Raw genomic sequence first — 18,440 nt, forward strand, 5'->3', positions numbered from 1 at the left:
CTCTTAATAGAGAAAATCTAAATTGTAATCACCTGACCTTTAAACGAGTATTTCCGATATATTGATCTAGAGATCGATTTTTGGTCACATCAATACTCCTTGGCCACCTCTCACCATCGCATATGACAGTTCATTTTTCGAGTGAACTTTCCTACTAACGGGATTGTTGGCCTGATTCGAAACCCTGTTAAATTCCGGACCCGTCGCAGGAGACGGTTTCAAAAGGAAGCTTCCTGCGCAGTTGAAGCCTGCTAAACCCGCGCCATGCCCCACACCGTCGCCGCCCTGTATCAGTTCGTCGCCCTCCCGGATGCCGCCACCTTGGCCCCGGCCCTGGAACGCGTCTGCCGGCGCCTCGACCTCACGGGCACGCTGCTGCTGGCTCGCGAAGGCATCAACGGCACCGTCGCGGGGTCGGCCGAGGCGATCGACGCGTTCCTCGCTGCGTTGAACGGGCCCGACCTGTTCGACGGCCGCCTCGACCGGCTCGAACGCAAGCTGTCGACGGCGGAGGCGCCGCCCTTCGCGCGGATGAAGGTGAAGCTCAAGCCCGAGATCGTGACCTTCGACGGCGGCGCCACCGATCCCTCCGCGTGGGTTGGAACCTATGTCGCGCCGGAGGCGTGGAACGCCCTGCTCGACCGGCCCGGCGTGGTGGCGGTCGACACGCGCAACCGCTTCGAGGTGGCGCTCGGCACGTTCGCGGGCGCGGTCGATCCCGGGCTGACGCGCTTCGGCGACTTTCGCGATTTCGCGGAGACCCTCGATCCGGCGGCCGAACTCGCCCTGTTCTGCACCGGCGGCATCCGCGGCGAGAAAGCGGGCGCCTACCTCGCGGCCTGCGGGTTCGCCCGCGTCCACCTGCTCAAGGGCGGCATCCTGAAGTACCTCGAGGCCGTGCCGGAGGCCGAGAGCCGCTGGACCGGCGACTGCTTCGTCTTCGACGGCCGCATCGCGCTGGGGCCGGCGCTGGCGGAACGGCCCGACCATCCGCCGGAGGCGCTGCGATGACCGATTCGGCGACGAGCGAGTCCGCGCGCATCGACCATCTCGAGATGCGCCTGACCGAGCAGGACGCGACGATCGACGACCTCAACCGCACCATCACCGAGCAGTGGCGGCTGATCGACCGGCTGCGGCGGCAGGTGGACACCTTGACCGAGCGCGTCGAGGAAGCCGGCGCCCGCGCGGCGACGGGGGGCGCGGAGCCCCCGCCGCCGCATTACTGAGCCGGATCGAGCGGCCTCGACCCTCCCCCGCAGAAGGGGGATGGACGAGGCGTCGGCGCCGCCTGCTCCTTAGAAATTCGCCTGGGTGACGAACTTCGTCGCGAGGTAGCCGTCCAGCGCTTCCGTGCCGCCCTCGCTGCCGTAGCCGGATTCCTTCACCCCGCCGAAGGGCGTCTCCGGGAGCGCGATGCCGTGATGGTTGATCGAGACCATGCCGCTCTCCACCCGGTTCGACACCCGCGTCGCCCGCTCCGACGAGCGGGTGTAGGCGTAGGCCGCGAGGCCGTAGGGCAGGCGGTTCGCCTCAACGTAGGCGTCCTCGTCGTCGCTGAAGCGCTGGATCGCGGCCACCGGGCCGAACGGCTCCTCGTTCATGATCCGCGCGGTGAGCGGCAGGTCGGTGAGCACCGTCGGCTCGAAGAAGTTGCCCCGGTTGCCGATGCGCTTGCCGCCGGTGCGAAGCGTCGCGCCCTGGGCGCTGGCGTCGGCCACGAGCGACTCCATCGCCTCAAGACGGCGCCCGTGGATCAGCGGCCCCATCTTCGTGTCGGGGTCGAGCCCGTCGCCGACCTTGAGGTTGGCGGCGAGGTCCGTGAAGCCCGCGACGAAGCGGTCGAACACCGAGTCGTGGACGAGGAACCGGGTCGGCGCGACGCAGACCTGGCCGGCGTTGCGGAACTTGTTGGCGCCGAGTACCGCCACCGCCTTCTCGACGTCGGCGTCGCCGAATACGATCGCCGGCGCATGGCCGCCGAGCTCCATCGTCGCCCGCTTCATGTGCTGGCCGGCCAAGGCCGCGAGCTGCTTGCCGACGACGGTCGAGCCGGTGAACGAGATCTTCCGGATCACCGGATGCGGGATCAGGTACGACGAGATCGTCGCCGGGTCGCCGTAGACCAGCGCGAGGCAATCGCCCGGAACGCCGGCATCGAGGTAGGCGCGCACCAGCTCGGCGCAGCTCGCCGGCGTGTCCTCGGGGCCCTTCAGGATCACCGGGTTGCCGGTGCAGAGCGCGGCGGCGATCTTGCGCACCGCCTGGTTGATCGGGAAGTTCCAGGGCGTGAAGCACGCCACCGGCCCGACCGGCTCACGCACCACGAACTGCAGCACGCCGTCGCCGCGAGGCGGAATCACCCGGCCGTAGGCGCGCTTGCCTTCTTCCGCGAACCAGTCCGTGACGTCGGCCGCGGCCATCGTCTCGACGCGGGCCTCGGCGAGCGGCTTGCCCTGCTCGATCGTCATGATGCGGGCGATGTCGTCGGCGCGCTCGCGCAGCAGGTCCGCCGCGTTGCGCAGCACCTTGGCGCGATCGAAGGCCGAGACTCGGCGCCACTGCGCGAAGCCGCGGGCGGCGGCCTCGAGCGCCCGGTCGAGGTCGTCCTGGGTGGCGACCGCGCACTGCCCGATGGTCTCGCCGGTGGCGGGGTTGAGCACCGGCAGCGTCTCGCCGCCCGAGCCGGCGCCCCAGGCGCCGGCGATGTGAAGCTTCACGTCCGGATACATGTCGGCTTGCATTCCCTGCCCGGCCAGCCGCGAGGGCCGGCGACGGGGGCAATGTCGGCCTCGGCGCCCCGGGGGGCAAGGCGGAGCGGGGAACGAACGCGATCGGATGTCCGCGTCAGGCGGTGATGCTGCGCTTGACCGGCTCGGGACCCTTCACCGTCACCGCCCCCCCCCGGCGCGCGCGCAGCGTGCCGCCCTTCGGCACCACCTGCCAGCCTTCCTTGGCGCCGTCGATCGGCTCGGAAACCACCACCAGCCCGGTCTCGGTCTGGCGGTAGTACAGGCTCGGCGGCCGCGCATCGCAGGCCCAGCGATAGGCGAAGATCTCCTCGCCGTCGGTGAGGAGCGCAGTGAAGCGCAGCGGCTCGGTGATGCCGGCGCCCCGCATCAGGTCGCGCACGGTCGCCAGCGTCTTGGCCATGGCGCCGACCGGGTCCTCGGCAAGGCCGTTGGCAAGGGCCAGCAGGAACAGGGCCTCGGAATCGGTGCTGCCGCGACGCCCGTCGTAGAGGGCGTCCGGGATCAGCGCCTCGAGGCGGCGCTTGATCCGCAGGTATCCGCCGATCTGCCCGTTGTGCATGAACAGGTGGCGGCCGTTGACGAAGGGGTGGCAGTTTGTCCGCGCGGTCGCCGTGCCGGTCGAGGCGCGCACGTGGGCGAAGAAGGTCCGCGCGCGGACCTGCCCGCACAGGTTGACGAGGTTCTCGTCCGACCAGGCCGGCAAGATGTCGCGATAGACGCCCGGCTCCGGTCGCTCGCCGTACCAGCCGAGGCCGAAGCCGTCGCCGTTGGTCTCGGTCTTCCCCTGCTCGGCGTGCAGCGACTGGTGCACGAGCGAGTGGGTGGGCGCGCAGACGAGATCCGAGAGAAAAACCGGCTCGCCGCTATAGGCCAGGAAGCGGCACATGCTTGGGACCAACCTCTCGCTGATCGCACGGCCGCGAAACGCACCGGATTTGCTTGTCGGGCAAACCCGGTCCCGTGCCGTCGCCGAACCGTAACATTTAGATGTCGATGGTGAACAGTTCGCTAACGCACCGCACCATACACAGAGTTCGTGCGGTCCCGAACGGATCCTCGCCAAACCGGTCGCAAGGCAGGCATGCGCATGAGACGAAATCCGACGCTTGTTACCCGGCTTCGGACGGCGCAGCATGCTTGAATCGGGAATCAGCGGCTCGCCACGAGGCCGCACCGCCCGTCAGGCATCACCGCATCCTCACATCTCGCGAAGGAGGTCCCATGGACCGCGCCCCCTCCCCCTGTCCCGTCGCCCTGGTCGTCGAGGACGATGCCGCGGTCCGCAACCTCGCCGCCGCCGTGCTGGAGGAGACGGACCTCGGGGTGATCGCCTGCGACAGCGCGGAGGCCGCGATCTCGATTCTGGAGCGCGACGACGTCACCGTCGCGCTGCTCTTCGCCGACATCCGTCTGCCCGGCGCGATGGACGGGCTCGCGCTCGCCAGCACCGTCGAGCGCCGCTGGCCGGACGTGCGGGTGGTGGTGACCTCGGGCTACGATGCCGGCGGCGACGCGCGGATGCCGGCGCAAGCGGTGTTCATGCAGAAGCCGTGGCGCGCCCTCGACGTGCTGGTCCAGGCCGAGCACGCGACGGAAGCCGCCCGCGCCGCCTGAGCGTTCGCTCGATCGACCCGGACGGCGCCGAACGCGTCGTCCGCGATCTCACGGGATCGAACATCCTTCGGCGCACGAAAAAAGCCCGGCCCGCATGCGCGGCCGGGCTTTTTCGAGGATCGCGATCGACGGGCCTCGCGGCCCGGATCGACTTACTCGGCGGCGGGGGCCGCCGGAGCGCCACCGGCCGGAGCCGACGGGGTCATCGACGGGAAGCCGGGACGACGGGGGCCGCCGGCGCCGAAACGGGGCTTCGGCTTAGGGGCGGCGATCAGGCCCTCGCGGATCGCGGTCTTGCGGGCCTGCTTGCGGGCGCGACGGACGGCCTCGGCCTTCTCGCGCGCCTTGCGCACCGAAGGCTTCTCATAGGCCTTGCGCTGCTTCATCTCGCGGAAGATGCCTTCGCGCTGCATCTTCTTCTTGAGGACGCGGAGCGCCTGATCGACGTTGTTGTCGCGAACGAGTACCTGCAACGGAGTGGATCCTCTAGAACCAGTTTGAACGTGGCATTCGGTCGGTGTCGGCGGCGAGACGCCCGCGACGGAGCGGGAAACCGACAGCGCCCCGGACCCGGGGATCGCCCGGGCGGGACGCGGTTCGGACCGTCTCGATTCGGCACCAGATCTGCACCTTGGGCAGGCTCTTACACCAAGCGGCGGCGAGTTCCAACCGGATAGGCGACGCGAACGCGATCCGCGCGAACTGTGACCGGGCAGCCTCAGTCGCGGCTCTGGTAGGGTGTTCGCGCCGACACCACACAAGGATTGCCGGACGGCGGCGGCCACACGGCGATCGTCCTACGGCAGGGGTGACCGATGAACGACGACGCGCAGCAATTCGCCAGCGACAACTATTCCGGCATCTGCCCGGAGGCCTGGGGGGCGATGGCGGAGGCCAACGCCGGGCATGCGCCGGCCTACGGCGAGGACGCCTGGACCGCACGCGCCGCGGACGCCTTCCGCACCTTGTTCGAGACCCGGTGCGAGGTGTTCTTCGCCTTCAACGGTACCGCCGCCAACGCGCTGGCCCTGGCCTCGCTCTGCCGCTCCTACCACAGCGTAATCTGCGCCGACGCCGCCCACGTGGAGACCGACGAGTGCGGCGCGCCGGAATTCTTCTCCAACGGCTCGAAGCTGCTCACGGTCCGCACCGAAAGCGGCAAGCTGACCCCGGACGCGATCCGGGCGCTCGCCACCAATCGCAAGGACATCCACTTCCCGAAGGTCCGGGTGGTGACGGTGACCCAGCCGACCGAGACGGGGCAGGTCTACACCCTGGCCGAGTTGCAGGCGATCTCGGCCACCTGCCGCGACCTCGGCCTGTCGCTGCACATGGACGGGGCGCGCTTCGCCAACGCCTGCGCGCATCTCGGATGCAGCCCGGCGGACATGACGTGGCGCGCGGGCGTCGACGTGCTCTGCTTCGGCGGCACCAAGAACGGCATGCATGCCGGCGAGGCGGTGGTGTTCTTCGAGCCCGCGCTGGCGGAGGATTTCGGCTACCGCTGCAAGCAGGCAGGGCAGCTCGCCTCCAAGATGCGCTTCCTGTCGGCGCCCTGGGTCGGGATACTGGAAAGCGGGGCCTGGCTCCACAACGCCGCGCACGGCAACACCTGCGCCCAGGACTTCGCCGCGGCGGTGGCGGACATGCCCGGGATCGCGCCGATGTTTCCGGTCGAGGCCAACGCCGTCTTCCTGGCGATGCCGGCGGAGATGATGGAGCGCCTGCGTGCCAAGGGCTGGCGCTTCTACACCTTCATCGGCGGCGGAGCCCGGTTCATGTTCGCCTGGGACGCGAAGCGCGAACGCGTCGCGGAACTGGTCGCGGACCTGCGCGCGGTGGCCGCGGCGTCGGCCTGAGCGGCCGACGGGTTGCCGCGCGGCGCGCGGCTGTCTAACAAGGCGCATGGTTCCGACAGACGCCCGCCCGTCCTCGACGACGCCGCCGTAGCGCGCCCCGCCGCCACGCCGTCCGCCTCCGCGGGACGGCGCACGCGGTCCGTCGAACCGTCACCCTTCGAGATCGCTCCTCTTTTTGGGCTCGCACGCCGCCTCCAGCTTGGCGCGGGCCGGACATATTGCATGACCTTCCAGACCTTGCGGGCCGAATGGGCCCCGCACGTGCCGCGCGAATTGCTCGCCGGCACCGTCGTCGCGCTCGCCCTCATCCCCGAGGCGATCGCGTTCTCGTTGATCGCCGGCGTCGACCCCCAGGTCGGGCTCTACGCCTCGTTCTGCATCGCGGTCACCACCGCCATCGTCGGCGGGCGCCCGGCGATGATCTCGGCGGCCACCGGCGCCACCGCCCTGGTGATGGCCGGCCTCGTCCGCGAGCACGGCCTGCAATACCTGCTCGCCGCCTCGATCCTCGCCGGCCTGATCCAGATCGGCGCCGGCCTGCTGCGCCTCGGCGACCTGATGCGCTTCGTCTCGCGCTCGGTGATCACCGGGTTCGTCAACGCGCTGGCGATCCTGATCTTCCTCGCGCAGATGCCCGAGCTGATCGGGCGCGGGCCGACCGTCTACGCGATGGTGGCGATCGGGTTGGCGATCATCTACGGCCTGCCGCGGCTCACCAAGGCAGTGCCCTCGCCCCTCGTCTGCATCGTGCTGCTGACCATCGCCGCGATCGCGCTGGCGCTCCCGGTGCGGACGGTGGGCGACATGGGCGCGCTCCCCGCAAGCCTGCCGTCCTTCCTGCTGCCGCAGGTGCCGCTGAGCCTCGAGACGCTTCGGATCATCCTGCCCTACGCCGCCACGGTGGCGATGGTCGGCCTGCTCGAATCCCTGATGACCGCGGCGATCGTCGACGAGATGACCGACACCGGCAGCGACAAGAGCCGGGAATGCCTCGGCCAGGGCGCGGCCAACATCGTCTCCGGCTTCTTCGGCGGCATGGCCGGCTGCGCGATGATCGGCCAGACGGTGATCAACGTCACCTCGGGCGCCCGCGGTCGGCTGTCCTGCCTTTGGGCCGGCTGCTTCCTGCTGTTCCTGATCCTCGTCCTCGGCGCCTACGTCCGGCAGATCCCGATGGCGGCGCTGGTCGCGGTGATGATCTTCGTCTCGCTCCAGACCTTCTCCTGGCGCTCGATCCGCGACCTCACCCGCCATCCCGGCTCGTCGAGCGTGGTGATGCTCGCCACCGTCGCGGTGGTGGTGGCGACCCACGACCTCGCCCGCGGCGTGCTCGTCGGGGTGCTGCTGTCGGGGGTGTTCTTCGCGCGCAAGGTCGCCCGGGTGTTCGACGTCGCGAGCCGGCGCGAGGGCGCGGTCCGCACCTACGTCGTCACCGGTCAGCTGTTCTTCGCGACCGCCGAGGCCTTCCACGGCGCGTTCGACTTCCGCGACGACGCCGAGCGGATCGTGCTCGACCTCACGGCCGCGCATTTCTGGGACATCACCGCGATCAACGCCCTCGACCGGGTGGTGCTGAAGTTCCGCCACCACGGCCGCGCGGTCGAGATCGTCGGCCTCAACCGCGCGAGCGCGACCCTGGTCGAACGCCTCGGCACCCACGACAAGCCTGGCGCGGTGGCGACGCCGGGGCATTGAGGCGGCGGCGAACCCTCAAGCGAGCCAGTCGGGCATCCGGTCGAGGCCGATCAGTTCGTCGTAGGTCTGGCGCGGGCGAACGATCGCGGCCTGCGCGCCGCTGACCAGCACCTCGGGCACGAGGCGGCGGGTGTTGTAGGTGCCGGCCTGGACCGCGCCGTAGGCGCCCGCGGTCATCACCGCGATCAGCGCGCCGGGCGCGACCTGCGGCATCTCGCGCTGCAGGGCGAGGTAGTCGCCGGTCTCGCAGACCGGGCCGACTACGTCCGCGGTCACGCGCGGCGCGTCGGCGGCCGGCACCTCGACCGGCCGGAGCGCGTGGTAGGCCTCGTACAGCGTCGGCCGGATCAGGTCGTTCATCGCCGCGTCGACGATGACGAAGGTGCGGCCCTCGCTCTCCTTCACGTACAGCACACGGGTGACGAGGATGCCGGCGTTGCCCGCGATCATCCGGCCGATCTCGAAGACCGGGCGCAAACCGAGGGGCGCGAAATGCGGCCGGATCGTCGCGGCCAGGGCCGCCGGGTCCGGCGGGGGGGCGTTGTCGTCGCGATAGGGGATGCCGAGGCCGCCGCCGAAATCGATGTGGCGGATCGGATGGCCCTCGGCGATCAGCCGTCCGGCGAGGCCGGCGAGCAGGCGGGCGGCGTTCTCGAACGGCGCCAAGTCGGTGATCTGGCTGCCGATATGCATGTCGACGCCGTGGATCGCGAGGCCCGGCAGCGTCGCGGCCAGGGCGTAGACGGCGGGCGCGCGCGTGATGGGCACGCCGAACTTGTTCTCGTACTTGCCCGTCGAGATCTTGGCGTGGCCGCCGGCGTCGATGTCGGGGTTGACGCGGATCGAGACGGGGGCGTCGATCCCGAGGCTGGTCGCCACCGCGGACAGCGCGAGCAGCTCCGGCTCGCTCTCGACGTTGAAGCAGAAGATGCCGGCCTTCAGCGCCGCCGCCATCTCGTCCTGCGTCTTGCCGACGCCCGAAAACACGATCTTGCGGGCCTCGACCCCGGCGCGGAGCGCGCGGAGCAGCTCGCCCTCGGAGACGATGTCCATGCCGGCGCCCTGGCGGGCGAGCGTCGCCAGCACGGCCTGGTTGGAGTTCGCCTTCATCGCGAAGCACACCAGCGCGTCGTCGCCGGCGAAGGCATCGGCGAACACGCGGTAGTGCCGCTCCAGGGTGGCGGTGCTGTAGCAGTAGAACGGCGTGCCGACGCGCTCGGCCAAGGCCGTCAGGTCGACGTCCTCGGCGTGCAGGCGTCCGCCGCGATCCTGGAAATGGTGCATCGTTCGGCCGTGTCCGGGAAGCGTCGAGATCCGCCGTTCGGCTCGAGATCCCGTCCGCGGGGGAACCTCGCCCGGAGGCGGAAGAGCAAGGTTTGGTGACGGTGCGTGCGATCCGTCGCGCGGGCGGCGGCCTACAGCAGCGGATCGAGGATGAAGGGGTCCTTCGGGATGCGGTAGCCGCGCTTGGCGCCGCGGCTCGTCTCCACCGGCGCCTCGGTGCCGGAAGCGGGGGCGAGCGCGGATGGCGGCAGCTCGTCGCCGGCGCGGACCGCGAGCGGATCGGGCTCCGGCGCGCCGCCGCCGAGGCCGGTGCTGACCGGAAGCGTCCGAGGTCCGGCCGTCGTCGTGGGCGTGCCCTGGGCCGTGTTCCGTGCCGGCACCGTGGCCGAGGCGCCCGGCGGCTCCAGGGCACCGCGGCGGCCGCAGCCCGCCAGCGCGAGCGCGACGAGGGCTGCGGCTAGGATCGACGTCAGGACGCGGGAGGGCGGCATCGCGGAGGGTCCGGCGGGCACTTCTGGGTGTGGTCCTCCCGAGGGAGGATCACACCTTAGCCGTTGCCGCACCCCGAGGCGAGCGCCCCCGCGCCACAGCGCGAATCCGAAGCGCGCCGGTCGACTTTCGCGGGCTCAGCCCTTCTTTCCGCCCGTGGTCGCCTGGTAGGCGTCGATGGCGCGGCGGCAGTTCTCCGACAGCGACTTCCAGTTCTTCTCGAAGCACGCGTCGAGCTTCGGATCCTCGGGGGCAAGGTTGCCGCAATAGTTCAGGTAATCGCCGGTGCAGTACTTCTTCAGGGTCTCGTTGCCGCGCTTGGTCTCGGGCGCGGCGGAGGCCGGCGCGGAGAACGACACGGCCAAGCCGAGCGCGAGGGCGAGGGGCATGAGCTTCAAGGCCATGGGGCGTCGTTCCATCTGTCGGGTCGAAATGCGGGATGGCGGTGCGATGATGCCATCGCGTGGTGGAAACAAGGCATCGCGGAGGGGTTTCGCAAGCGCGCCACTCGAAATCCGCTGCGCCGGCGGCCGATCAGTGCGACGATGCGTGCATCGCGTAGGCCGCCACCGGCGGCAGGCGCTCGCGCTGCGCCAGCGCGTCGGCGACTTCGGTGATGCGCCGGCGCAGGTCGGCGTTCTCGCGCTCGACCGTCTCGCCGCGATCGGACTCGGACCGTGCGGGCGCCGCCTCGGCGGCCGCGAGCTTTTCGCGGACGCTGCGCTCGCTCTCGGCCGGGTCGGCGAGCGTCGCTTCGGGCGCGGCTGGATCGAGCCGTGCGGCGAGCAGGCTGTCGAGCAGGTCGGCGTGGGCCTCCTCGAGCGCGAGCAGGGTCGCGAGGCCCGCAGAGCCGTCGGCCTGCGCGGTCTCGAGTTCGCCTTCCAGGCGCTTCCGGAGCGCGAGCGCTTCCGCAATCTCGGCGTCGCGCGCGGCGACGTCGCGGGCGAGCGCCGCCACCTCCAGCGTTCGGCCGCCGAGGGCCGCCATGTCGGCGTGGCGCTTGGCGCGTGCGGCTTCGACGGCGCGCTCCATCCGGCGCTGCCCCACCGCGAACTCGGCCCGCAGGAAATCCTTCTCCGCCGCGATCTCCTCGCCGGAGAGCGGCAGCTGCGCCTCGGTCCGCCGCCGCGCGAGCCGGGCGGCGCGCGCGTTCACGGCCGGCAGAGCCAGCAGCGCACACAGGGTCGCCACCAGGAAGCCGAGGGCGAAGACCATCACGGTTTCGATCACGCGGGCGAACTCGTTCCCTTGAGCGACGCCGCGCGGCGGACCCCTGCCCGCTCGTGCGACGACGCGACCACACGCCGAAACGGGCACCGGAACCCGAGCTGAACCCGTGCACCGCGCCCGCGAGCCGGGCATGCCCGACCAACGTTGGCGCTCAGTCTAACCGGTTTTGGACGCGGGCGCGAAATCGCGATTCGCGACGCCTCAGAACGGGTTCCAGGTCGGCGTGCCGGTGAACTTCAGGTAGCCGACGTTGATGCCGAGCCGCGCGCCGACGCCGGTGCGGATCGGGACCACGACGATGCCGTCGTTGGTCACCGCCGTCATGCCGAAGCCGCCGACGAAGTAGGCCGAGCCGTCGACGCCGCCGAAGCGGCGGTAGATGCCCTTCACCGCCGGCAGGTTGTAGACCAGCATCATGGTGCGGTCGCCGTCGCCGCCGATGTCGAACCCGAGGGTCGGGCCCTGCCAATAGATCCGGCGCTGGCCGGCGTTGCGGGTGTAGAGCGTGCCTTCGCCGTAGCGGACGCCGCCGACGATGGCGCCGGAGGCCTCCTGCCCGAGGATGTAGCCGTTGGGCTCGCCCCAGCGCTTGGTCGCCTCCTGAACGGTCAGCGCCAGCCCGCGCGAGACGTTGCCGAAGAACTTGTGCCCCGAATCGACGATCTCGCCCGGGCGGAAATTCTCGGGCGCGCCAGGGTCGTCGACGCCGCGAGCAAGGGCGGCGCCTGGAAGCAAGCCGAGCACGGCGAGGCCGGCCGAACCGAGGCCGGCCAGAGCATGGCGGCGGGTCGGTGTCGGATGGCGTTTCGCGTCGGCTTGGCAGAGATGGTTTGTGCGGGGAGAATCGGGTGCGGTCATGGTTCCTCCTCGATCCGCTCGGGGCGGCGCCTTCACGGGACGCGGTCGCGCGCCTGGACGAAGCCCTGCGTTCGCCCCCCGGACAAGCGGCAGGCCTTGCGCCGCTCCGCACGACGATCGATGAGGCCGCGAAACCGGTTGCGAACGTCGGGCTCAAGACTTGGGGATCAAGTGGACACGATGTGGTTAACGCGACGTGACTGCGCCGGCCTCGTCCTGGCGGGTCTCGCCGGGCCCGCACGCGGCCAGACGCCAGCGTCCGGCTATCTCGGGCTCGCGGGGTTCGACCCGGTGAGCTACTTTCTGCCGGAGGGGCCGCAGGCGGGCCTGGCGACGTTCGAGGTCTCGGGCGCGGGTTGGAGCTGGCGCTTCGCCAGCGCCGCCAACCGGGCCGTGTTCCTGCGCGACCCGACGGTCTACACGCCGCGGCTCGGCGGCTACGACCTCGTCGGCATCCTCGACGGGCGGCTGGTCGACGCGGACCCGCTCGTCTTCGCTCTGGTGGACGAGCGCCTCTACCTGTTCCGAAACGCCGAACACCGCGACCGGGTGGTGGCGGAGCCGAGCCTCGCGGCGAAGGCCGAGGCGTCCTGGCCCACCCTGCAGGGGCTCACGGACGGAGCACGGGAGTGAGCTCGGGCACGCCTGCGCTCTCTCGCGGCCGCAGGATCGGCCCCCGGTCGGGCAGCGCGACGCGGGCGGCGAGCGCGGGGTCGCCGAGCGCCGCGAAGGGGCCGTTACGGTAGGCCATCGCGTGCCGGCCGTAGATGATCGGCCGCCCGGTCGGTGTCACGACCCGGCCGCCGGCCGCGGTGAGGATGTGGTCGCCGGCCGCCGTGTCCCACTCCATGGTCGGGCCGCAGCGGACGTAGAGGTCGGCCTCGCCCGAGGCGATCAGCGCGAACTTGAGGGCCGAGCCGGCCGGACGCCGCTCCGTGACGCCGAGGGCGTCGAGGCAGGCTTCGGTCTCGATGTCGCCGTGGCGGCGGCTGCCCAGGGCCGTGAGCCCGTCCTTCGGCTCCGGGCGGGTGTGGACGGCGCGGATGGAGCCGGGCCGACCCGCCTCGATCGGCGCTTCGTGCGCGACGACGCCCGCCTGCCAGACGCGGCCGACGCCCGGCGCGGCGAGCGCGGCGGCGACCGGCCGGTTGCCCTCGATCAGGGCGATGCACACCGCGAATTCCGGGCTGCCGGCGAGGAAGTCGCGGGTGCCGTCGAGGGGGTCGACGAGGAAGAACCGGTCGGCGGGCGGCACGTCGTGGCAGGTCTCCTCGGCCACGACCGGGATCGCCGGGAACCGCTCCAGGAGGTTGGCCAGGATCAGCTGCTCGGCCTCGAGGTCGGCATGGCTCGATGGCGAGCCGTCCACCTTCAGCACGTGCGGGCAGTCGTGGCCGTGGTGCCCGAGCAGGATCTCGCCGGCGGCGCAGGCGATCTCGGCCAGATCCGCGGCGATGCGCTCGCGTTCCGGTCCCGACAGGGAGACGATGGATGATGCCGCCATAGCCATGGCACCGTCTTGCGCCTCCCATCGATCCTTGTCGATGGCGGACCCCTGCCGAGCGGACCGGCCGAGCGAACAGGCATCGTGCTCCCACGGCGGATCAGTAGGTCGCGAAGATCCGCGCGATCTCCGAAGGCTCGCGCGTCACCGTCAACGCCAGGGCGAGCAGGATGCGGGCCTTCTGCGGCGTCAGGTTGTCGGCGCTGAGGATGCCGCGCTCCCGCAGGCGGGTGGTGAGCGGGACGACGCCGCTGCCCGCGCGCGTCGACTGCACCACGACGATTCCGGCCGCCGCCGCCTCTTCGAGGGCGTCGGCCTCCCGCGGCGGCGTCATGCCGGGTGCGAGGCCCGCCGAGACGATCCCCTGCGCGCCGGCGGCGCGGAAGGCGCGCACCGCCGTGCCGTCGGCGTCGGCGTAGCCGTAGGACACGTCGACCCGCGGCAGCGCGTCGAGCGCGCGGACGTCGAAGGGCGTGCCCGGAGCGTGGCTGCGTTCGGAGCGCCGGTAGTACTGCACCGACGCGCCGTCGACATGGCCGAGCACGCCGAAATCCGGCGTGCGGAAAGTCTGCAGCCGGGCGACCGAGGTCTTGGTCACCTCGCGGGCCGCCTGGATCTCGTCGTTGAGGACGACGAGCACGCCGCGCCCGCGGGAGTGCGGCGACGCCGCCGTGCGGATCGCCGCGACGAGGTTGAGCCCGGCGTCGCTCGACAGGGCGCTCATCGGCCGCTGCGAGCCGACGAGCACCACCGGCACGTCCACGGTCAGCGTCAGGCTCAGCGCGTAGGCGGTTTCCTCCAGGGTGGCGGTGCCGTGCCCGATGACGATGCCGGCGAGGTCGGGATGCTCGGCCGCCAGCCGCTCGCAGGTCTTCACCAGGTCGCGCCATTCGGCGAAGCCGATCGCCGGGCTCGGCACGGCGCGGAAGGCGACGGGCACGACCTCGGCAACCGCGCGCACCTCCGGCACCGCGTCGAGGATCGCCTGCGCCTCCAGCCGGTTGCCGGTCGCGGTGTAGTCGAGGATGTCCAGGGAATCTCGGCCCAGCGACGAGATCGTCCCGCCGGTGCCAATGAACGCGACCTTCGGCCTTGCCGTCATCGAATGTCTCCTGCCGCTAGGCGCCGAGACGGCGTCCTACCCGCAGACGCCGTTCCTGTCTCGCGCCGGCACACGCGCGACCGTCGAAGGCGCGGCGGGAACGGCGGCGTCCAGCCCTCCCATCCCGCAACACGGCGGCCGTGCGCTCAGCTTCGGAAGTCGACCACGAGGGCGGAGGCGCTGCTGCGGGCGCTGGCCGAACCGCTCGACGCGTAGCCGGAGCCGGTCGTCTGCGTCGCCTGAAGCTGCTTGATGAAGCTCGCCAGGAGGTCGCTCGTCGACGCGGTGCCCGTGGTGTCGGAGGCCGCGAAATCGAGGTTCAGGCCCGACGACGCATCGCCGCTCGGCGGAGCGCCGGGGGGCGGCCCGGAGGGTCGGCCGCCGGCCCCGCCAACCGCGCCGCCGGCTTTCTTGTCGCCCTCGGCGAAGAGCGACTTCAGGGTCGTGGCCTGGTCGTTCGTCAGCGTCCCGCTGGTGACCTGGTCGGCGATCAGGCCGTCGATCTTGTCCTTCATCGCGGAGGGATCGAGGCGGGCGGTCGCGGTGCCGCCCGACGCCGCCGACGCGCCGTCTTTTGCACTGCTACCGGACTTGAGGCTCGCGTCGATCGCGCCGAGGGCGCTGGTCAGCGCGGTCGCGTCGGTCGAGGAGATCGTGCCGGCCGAGGCCTGGCTGTCGATCTCGGAGGCGACCCGGTTCTTGTGGGCGTGCGCGGGCCGCTGCGCCGGCTGAAGCTGCGACGCGGTGGTGCTGGAGATCGAACTCATGGGGGCAATCCCGTGAAGGCGCCGGAAACGCCCGGCCGCGGGTCCGTGTGCAAAGTGCCCACGCCGCGATTAAGGAGTTGTTGCCCTTAGGATTTCGAAATGTCTCCGGCGTCTCCGTTCGTCGCGGTCGCCGCCGGCTCAAGCGCCGGCGGACGAGCCCGTCAGCGGGCGGCGACCCGCAGCTGCGAGACCGGCGGGGCGACCGGGCTCGCCGCGCGCACGACCGGAGCCGCGACGCCGTAGAGCCCGCGGTGCTGCGGGTTCGGGCTCAAGCGGTCGGTCAGCCCGATCACCGTCTCGGCGGCGCCGAGGAGGAGCGCGCCTTCGGGGCCGAGCCGGTCGGCCAGGCGTCCGAGGATGTCGGCCTTCGTCGGCGTGTCGAAGTAGATCAGCACGTTGCGGCAGTAGATCACGTCGAAGTTGCCGAGCGCCTCGAAGCCGTTGAGCAGGTTGAGCGGCCGGTAGTCGACCATCGACCGCAGGCTCGGCGCGATCTGCCACTGCTCGCCGATCTGTGTGAAGTACTTCAGCAGCCACTGCACCGGCAGGCCGCGCTGCACCTCGAAGTGGCTGTAGAGGCCGAGCTTGCCCTTCTCGATCACCTCGGTCGAGAGGTCGGTGGCGACGATCTCGACCTGCCAGCCGGCGAGCTTGACGCCGGCCTCCTGCAGCAGGATCGCCAGCGAGTACGGCTCCTGCCCGGTCGAGGCCGCCGCGCACCAGATGCGCAGCCGGCGCTGTCCGGCGCGGCGCGCCATGGCCTGCGGCAGCAGCACGTCGCGGAAGAGGTCGAACGGCGTGCGGTCGCGGAAGAAGAAGGTCTCGTTGGTGGTCATCGCCTCGACGACCGCCTTTTCGATCGCCGAGTCGCGGGCGACCTTCAGGGTGCCGACGAGGTCGCGCAGCGTCGCGAGGCCGAAGCGCCGGCAGACGGGCGTGAGCCGGCTCTCGACGAGGTAGCGCTTCTCCGGGGTGAGCGCGAGGCCGGAGCGCTGCTTGAGGTAGGCGCGCAGGTAGTCGAATTCGAGCTCGGTCATGCGCCCTGTCCCGTGAGCAAGGCGCGAAGCGCGGGGCCGATCTCGGGAAGCGGAAGCACGGCCTGGGCGAGTCCCGCCTTGGCGACGCTCCCGGGCATGCCCCAGACGGTGCTCGTCGCCTCGTCCTGGGCGAGCACGGCGCCGCCGGCCTCGACCAGCGCGCGGGCGCCGTGGGTGCCGTCCGAACCCATGCCGGTGAGCACGACCGACAGGGTCGCGGGCCCGAACAGCGTGGCGGCGTCCTTGAACAGGACGTCCACGGCCGGGCGGCAGAAGTTCACCAGCGGCCCGTCGTCGAGGCGGATCACCGGCTCTCGGCCCGGCCCTCCGGTCAACCCCATGTGGCGCCCGCCCGGGGCGACGTAGATCCGGCCGGGCTCCAGGCGCTCGTCGGCCTTGCCTTCGGCGGCGGTGAGGCCGGTGCGGGTGGCGAGATGCTCGGCGAACACGGCGGTGAAGATCGGCGGCATGTGCTGGACGATCAGGATCGGCACCCGGCGAAGCGTCGCCGCGCCGATCTTCTCCAGCATCTCGCCCACCGCCCGCGGGCCGCCGGTCGAGGCGCCGACGAGGAAGACCCGGGGGGTCACCGCGCGGGCCTTCGGACGCAGCACGATCGGGGCGGACGGCCGCGGGGCGGTCGCCGGGGGCGCCGACGAGAGAGACGGGAATGTCGGCGCGCCGGGCGCGATCGGGGCCGGTGCGGGCCCACGGCGGCGGGCGCGGGCGGCGCCGAACAGGCGCACACGCTCCACCAGCTCGGCGCGGAACGCGTCGGAGGTGGTGACCCCGCGGTTGCTCTCGGGCTTGGCGAGGTAGTCGACCGCGCCGAGGGCGAGGCACTTGAGCGAGATGTCGGCGTTGCGCGTCGTGAGGGTCGACATCATCACGACCTGCACGGTCGGGCTCGCCGCGAGCATGCGCGGCAGCGCCTCGGTGCCGTCGAGCTCCGGCATGTCGATGTCGAGCAGCACCACGTCGGGGTCGTGCCGCGTCATCATCTCGACGGCGATGCGCCCGTTCGAGGCGGTGCCGACGACGGTGAAGCCGGCCTCGCCGATCCAGCGCGCGACGAGGCCGCGCACCACCGCCGAATCGTCGGCGATCAGCACCTTGATCGGCACCGGCAGGGTCGGCCGCGGCTTGGGCGCGAGGCTTGGGTTGACGGCCAACATGGGTTCGACATCCCAATGACAATGATGGGTTGGAAACGATCGCGGTACAGCCGCCTCGGACGAGCCGGCGTGCGCGCCGTGGAAGACGGCGTCAGGCGGCGTCGGCTTGGACCACGCCGACCTGTTCGAGCTTGGCCGTGAGGATGTCGCGGTCGAACGGCTTCATGATGTACTCGTCGGCGCCCGCCCGCAGGGCACGGGCGATGGCGCCGACGTCGTTCTCGGTGGTGCAGAACAGGATCTTCGGGCCGGTGCCGCCCGGCCGCTGGCGCAGCGCCTGGAGGAAGGCGTAGCCGTCCACGTTGGGCATGTTCCAATCGAGCAGGATCACGTCGGGCATCGCTTCGGCGCAGCGCAGCAGGGCGTCGCTGCCGTCCTCGGCTTCGGTGACGGCGAAGCCGAGCGTCTCGATGATCCGCCGCGCCACCTTCCGGATCACGGCGGAATCGTCGACGACGAGGCAGGTGCGGGTTTCGGCGGGGTCGTTGGTCACGGCGTCTTACCCTCTTGGTGGGTGGCAGTCGGCGACGTCACGCGGCGGTCGCGCCGGCCCGGTCGGATGCGAAGACCAGCAGGGCGTTCACGTCGAGGATGACGAGCAACCGCCCGTCGAGGCGATGCACGCCGAGCGCGAGGTCGCGCCAGCGGGCGTCCAGGTTGATCGGCACCGGCTCGTGGGTCTCGGTGCCGAGCTTCAGCACCTCGCCGACGCCGTCGACCACGAGGGCGAAGGTCTCGCCGCCCTGCTCCAGGCCGATCGCCATCCGCGCCGAGCCCTCGGCCGCCGGAAGCCCGAGCCGCCGACGCAGGCAGATCGCGGTGACGACGCGCCCGCGCAGGTTCAGCAGCCCGACGATCTCGGGCGGGCTCAGGGGCACGGGGGTGACGCCGGCCGGGATGAACACGTCGTGCACCCGGTCGATGGCGAGCCCGAACATCGTGTCGCCGACGAAGACGGTGACGAAGTCCTGGGTCGCCCCGGCCTCCGTGGCGTTGCTGTTGGCAGCCTGCATGGTGGTGTCTCCCCGGCGCAGCGGCGCGGTCAAACCAGGTGGGTCGGTTCGCGCCGAGGT

Annotated in this window: 21 protein-coding genes; 6 read left to right on the forward strand and 15 right to left on the reverse strand. The window is 71.2% G+C overall.

Going from position 1 to position 18,440, the window contains the following annotated elements; translation table 11 throughout:
* The first annotated feature begins 264 nt into the window (after window positions 1-264).
* A complete protein-coding gene (locus FV234_RS17965) occupies window positions 265-1,011 on the forward strand; it encodes a rhodanese-like domain-containing protein (protein WP_147830772.1) in 747 nt (248 codons plus the stop codon).
* Window positions 1,008-1,229: a SlyX family protein gene (locus tag FV234_RS17970; protein WP_147830774.1), complete on the forward strand. Its 222-nt coding sequence runs from the start codon at window positions 1,008-1,010 to the stop codon at window positions 1,227-1,229. The genes FV234_RS17965 and FV234_RS17970 overlap by 4 nt, the downstream gene beginning before the upstream one ends.
* A 69-nt stretch (window positions 1,230-1,298) precedes the next feature.
* Here the strand turns inward: FV234_RS17970 and FV234_RS17975 are convergent, their stop codons facing one another.
* Both FV234_RS17975 and FV234_RS17980 read right to left on the reverse strand, forming a co-directional pair.
* Window positions 1,299-2,732 (reverse strand): NAD-dependent succinate-semialdehyde dehydrogenase, encoded by a 1,434-nt coding sequence (locus FV234_RS17975; protein ID WP_147830776.1) that lies wholly within the window; start codon window positions 2,730-2,732, stop codon window positions 1,299-1,301.
* Window positions 2,733-2,847: 115 nt separating this feature from the next.
* Window positions 2,848-3,639, reverse strand: a complete 792-nt coding sequence (locus FV234_RS17980) for a class II glutamine amidotransferase (RefSeq protein ID WP_147752609.1) — start codon at window positions 3,637-3,639, stop codon at window positions 2,848-2,850.
* Window positions 3,640-3,974: 335 nt separating this feature from the next.
* On the opposite strand from FV234_RS17980, the gene FV234_RS17985 reads away from it, so the two are divergent.
* Window positions 3,975-4,367, forward strand: a complete 393-nt coding sequence (locus tag FV234_RS17985) for a response regulator (RefSeq protein WP_147752610.1) — start codon at window positions 3,975-3,977, stop codon at window positions 4,365-4,367.
* 152 nt (window positions 4,368-4,519) lie between these two features.
* Here FV234_RS17985 and rpsU read toward each other — a convergent pair whose 3' ends face one another.
* Entirely contained in the window at window positions 4,520-4,840 is a 321-nt protein-coding gene (rpsU, locus tag FV234_RS17990; RefSeq protein ID WP_147752611.1) for a 30S ribosomal protein S21, read from the reverse strand.
* A gap of 342 nt (window positions 4,841-5,182) precedes the next feature.
* Here rpsU and FV234_RS17995 point away from each other — a divergent pair, with 342 nt between their 5' ends.
* Window positions 5,183-6,226, forward strand: coding sequence for a low specificity L-threonine aldolase (locus FV234_RS17995; RefSeq protein ID WP_147830778.1), 1,044 nt, complete (start codon window positions 5,183-5,185; stop codon window positions 6,224-6,226).
* A 222-nt stretch (window positions 6,227-6,448) separates the two neighbouring features.
* On the forward strand, window positions 6,449-7,921 hold the full coding sequence (locus tag FV234_RS18000) for a SulP family inorganic anion transporter (protein ID WP_147830780.1): 1,473 nt from the start codon (window positions 6,449-6,451) through the stop codon (window positions 7,919-7,921).
* 15 nt (window positions 7,922-7,936) lie between these two features.
* On the opposite strand, the gene lysA is transcribed toward FV234_RS18000, so the two are convergent.
* From lysA to FV234_RS18025, 5 genes are all read right to left on the reverse strand, one after another.
* Complete coding sequence (gene lysA, locus FV234_RS18005; protein WP_147830782.1) at window positions 7,937-9,205, reverse strand: diaminopimelate decarboxylase; 1,269 nt, start codon at window positions 9,203-9,205, stop codon at window positions 7,937-7,939.
* Between the two features lie 131 nt (window positions 9,206-9,336).
* Entirely contained in the window at window positions 9,337-9,696 is a 360-nt protein-coding gene (locus FV234_RS18010; RefSeq protein WP_147830784.1) for a lipoprotein, read from the reverse strand.
* 135 nt (window positions 9,697-9,831) lie between these two features.
* On the reverse strand, window positions 9,832-10,098 hold the full coding sequence (locus FV234_RS18015) for a 3',5'-cyclic-nucleotide phosphodiesterase (protein ID WP_147752616.1): 267 nt from the start codon (window positions 10,096-10,098) through the stop codon (window positions 9,832-9,834).
* Between the two features lie 130 nt (window positions 10,099-10,228).
* Complete coding sequence (locus FV234_RS18020) at window positions 10,229-10,924, reverse strand: hypothetical protein (RefSeq protein ID WP_246686229.1); 696 nt, start codon at window positions 10,922-10,924, stop codon at window positions 10,229-10,231.
* 201 nt (window positions 10,925-11,125) lie between these two features.
* Window positions 11,126-11,782, reverse strand: coding sequence for an EipA family protein (locus tag FV234_RS18025; protein WP_147752617.1), 657 nt, complete (start codon window positions 11,780-11,782; stop codon window positions 11,126-11,128).
* 180 nt (window positions 11,783-11,962) lie between these two features.
* On the opposite strand from FV234_RS18025, the gene FV234_RS18030 reads away from it, so the two are divergent.
* Window positions 11,963-12,415: a YHS domain-containing (seleno)protein gene (locus FV234_RS18030; RefSeq protein WP_238272714.1), complete on the forward strand. Its 453-nt coding sequence runs from the start codon at window positions 11,963-11,965 to the stop codon at window positions 12,413-12,415.
* On the opposite strand, the gene FV234_RS18035 is transcribed toward FV234_RS18030, so the two are convergent.
* From FV234_RS18035 to FV234_RS18065, 7 genes are all read right to left on the reverse strand, one after another.
* On the reverse strand, window positions 12,393-13,286 hold the full coding sequence (locus tag FV234_RS18035; protein WP_238272713.1) for a 3'(2'),5'-bisphosphate nucleotidase CysQ: 894 nt from the start codon (window positions 13,284-13,286) through the stop codon (window positions 12,393-12,395). The two genes, FV234_RS18030 and FV234_RS18035, sit on opposite strands and share 23 nt — an antisense overlap.
* A gap of 100 nt (window positions 13,287-13,386) precedes the next feature.
* Window positions 13,387-14,388 (reverse strand): asparaginase, encoded by a 1,002-nt coding sequence (locus FV234_RS18040; RefSeq protein ID WP_147830786.1) that lies wholly within the window; start codon window positions 14,386-14,388, stop codon window positions 13,387-13,389.
* A gap of 146 nt (window positions 14,389-14,534) precedes the next feature.
* Window positions 14,535-15,155, reverse strand: coding sequence for a hypothetical protein (locus tag FV234_RS18045; RefSeq protein WP_147830789.1), 621 nt, complete (start codon window positions 15,153-15,155; stop codon window positions 14,535-14,537).
* A gap of 161 nt (window positions 15,156-15,316) precedes the next feature.
* The gene (locus FV234_RS18050) at window positions 15,317-16,192 is read right to left on the reverse strand and encodes a protein-glutamate O-methyltransferase CheR (protein WP_147830791.1); all 876 of its coding nucleotides are present in this window, start codon (window positions 16,190-16,192) and stop codon (window positions 15,317-15,319) included.
* The gene (locus FV234_RS18055) at window positions 16,189-17,367 is read right to left on the reverse strand and encodes a chemotaxis response regulator protein-glutamate methylesterase (RefSeq protein WP_147830793.1); all 1,179 of its coding nucleotides are present in this window, start codon (window positions 17,365-17,367) and stop codon (window positions 16,189-16,191) included. The genes FV234_RS18050 and FV234_RS18055 overlap by 4 nt, the downstream gene beginning before the upstream one ends.
* 91 nt (window positions 17,368-17,458) lie before the next feature.
* The gene (locus FV234_RS18060) at window positions 17,459-17,860 is read right to left on the reverse strand and encodes a response regulator (protein WP_147754661.1); all 402 of its coding nucleotides are present in this window, start codon (window positions 17,858-17,860) and stop codon (window positions 17,459-17,461) included.
* 37 nt (window positions 17,861-17,897) lie between these two features.
* Window positions 17,898-18,380 carry a chemotaxis protein CheW gene (locus FV234_RS18065; protein WP_147754660.1) on the reverse strand — a complete coding sequence of 161 codons (483 nt, stop codon included), beginning with the start codon at window positions 18,378-18,380 and terminating at the stop codon, window positions 17,898-17,900.
* Window positions 18,381-18,440: the final 60 nt, after the last annotated feature.

It is taken from the genome of Methylobacterium sp. WL8 (genome assembly GCF_008040045.1).
Lineage (GTDB): Bacteria > Pseudomonadota > Alphaproteobacteria > Rhizobiales > Beijerinckiaceae > Methylobacterium > Methylobacterium cerastii.

Excerpts from the sequence above, each read along its gene's own strand:
- FV234_RS17965 (WP_147830772.1), top strand. The coding sequence starts at position 265 with ATGCCCCACACCGTCGCCGCCCTGTATCAGTTCGTCGCCCTCCCGGAT.
- FV234_RS17970 (WP_147830774.1), top strand. The coding sequence starts at position 1,008 with ATGACCGATTCGGCGACGAGCGAGTCCGCGCGCATCGACCATCTCGAG.
- FV234_RS17975 (WP_147830776.1), bottom strand. The coding sequence starts at position 2,732 with ATGTATCCGGACGTGAAGCTTCACATCGCCGGCGCCTGGGGCGCCGGC.
- FV234_RS17980 (WP_147752609.1), bottom strand. The coding sequence starts at position 3,639 with ATGTGCCGCTTCCTGGCCTATAGCGGCGAGCCGGTTTTTCTCTCGGAT.
- FV234_RS17985 (WP_147752610.1), top strand. The coding sequence starts at position 3,975 with ATGGACCGCGCCCCCTCCCCCTGTCCCGTCGCCCTGGTCGTCGAGGAC.
- FV234_RS17995 (WP_147830778.1), top strand. The coding sequence starts at position 5,183 with ATGAACGACGACGCGCAGCAATTCGCCAGCGACAACTATTCCGGCATC.
- FV234_RS18000 (WP_147830780.1), top strand. The coding sequence starts at position 6,449 with ATGACCTTCCAGACCTTGCGGGCCGAATGGGCCCCGCACGTGCCGCGC.
- lysA (WP_147830782.1), bottom strand. The coding sequence starts at position 9,205 with ATGCACCATTTCCAGGATCGCGGCGGACGCCTGCACGCCGAGGACGTC.
- FV234_RS18010 (WP_147830784.1), bottom strand. The coding sequence starts at position 9,696 with ATGCCGCCCTCCCGCGTCCTGACGTCGATCCTAGCCGCAGCCCTCGTC.
- FV234_RS18015 (WP_147752616.1), bottom strand. The coding sequence starts at position 10,098 with ATGGCCTTGAAGCTCATGCCCCTCGCCCTCGCGCTCGGCTTGGCCGTG.
- FV234_RS18025 (WP_147752617.1), bottom strand. The coding sequence starts at position 11,782 with ATGACCGCACCCGATTCTCCCCGCACAAACCATCTCTGCCAAGCCGAC.
- FV234_RS18030 (WP_238272714.1), top strand. The coding sequence starts at position 11,963 with ATGTGGTTAACGCGACGTGACTGCGCCGGCCTCGTCCTGGCGGGTCTC.
- FV234_RS18035 (WP_238272713.1), bottom strand. The coding sequence starts at position 13,286 with ATGGCGGCATCATCCATCGTCTCCCTGTCGGGACCGGAACGCGAGCGC.
- FV234_RS18040 (WP_147830786.1), bottom strand. The coding sequence starts at position 14,388 with ATGACGGCAAGGCCGAAGGTCGCGTTCATTGGCACCGGCGGGACGATC.
- FV234_RS18045 (WP_147830789.1), bottom strand. The coding sequence starts at position 15,155 with ATGAGTTCGATCTCCAGCACCACCGCGTCGCAGCTTCAGCCGGCGCAG.
- FV234_RS18050 (WP_147830791.1), bottom strand. The coding sequence starts at position 16,192 with ATGACCGAGCTCGAATTCGACTACCTGCGCGCCTACCTCAAGCAGCGC.
- FV234_RS18055 (WP_147830793.1), bottom strand. The coding sequence starts at position 17,367 with ATGTTGGCCGTCAACCCAAGCCTCGCGCCCAAGCCGCGGCCGACCCTG.
- FV234_RS18065 (WP_147754660.1), bottom strand. The coding sequence starts at position 18,380 with ATGCAGGCTGCCAACAGCAACGCCACGGAGGCCGGGGCGACCCAGGAC.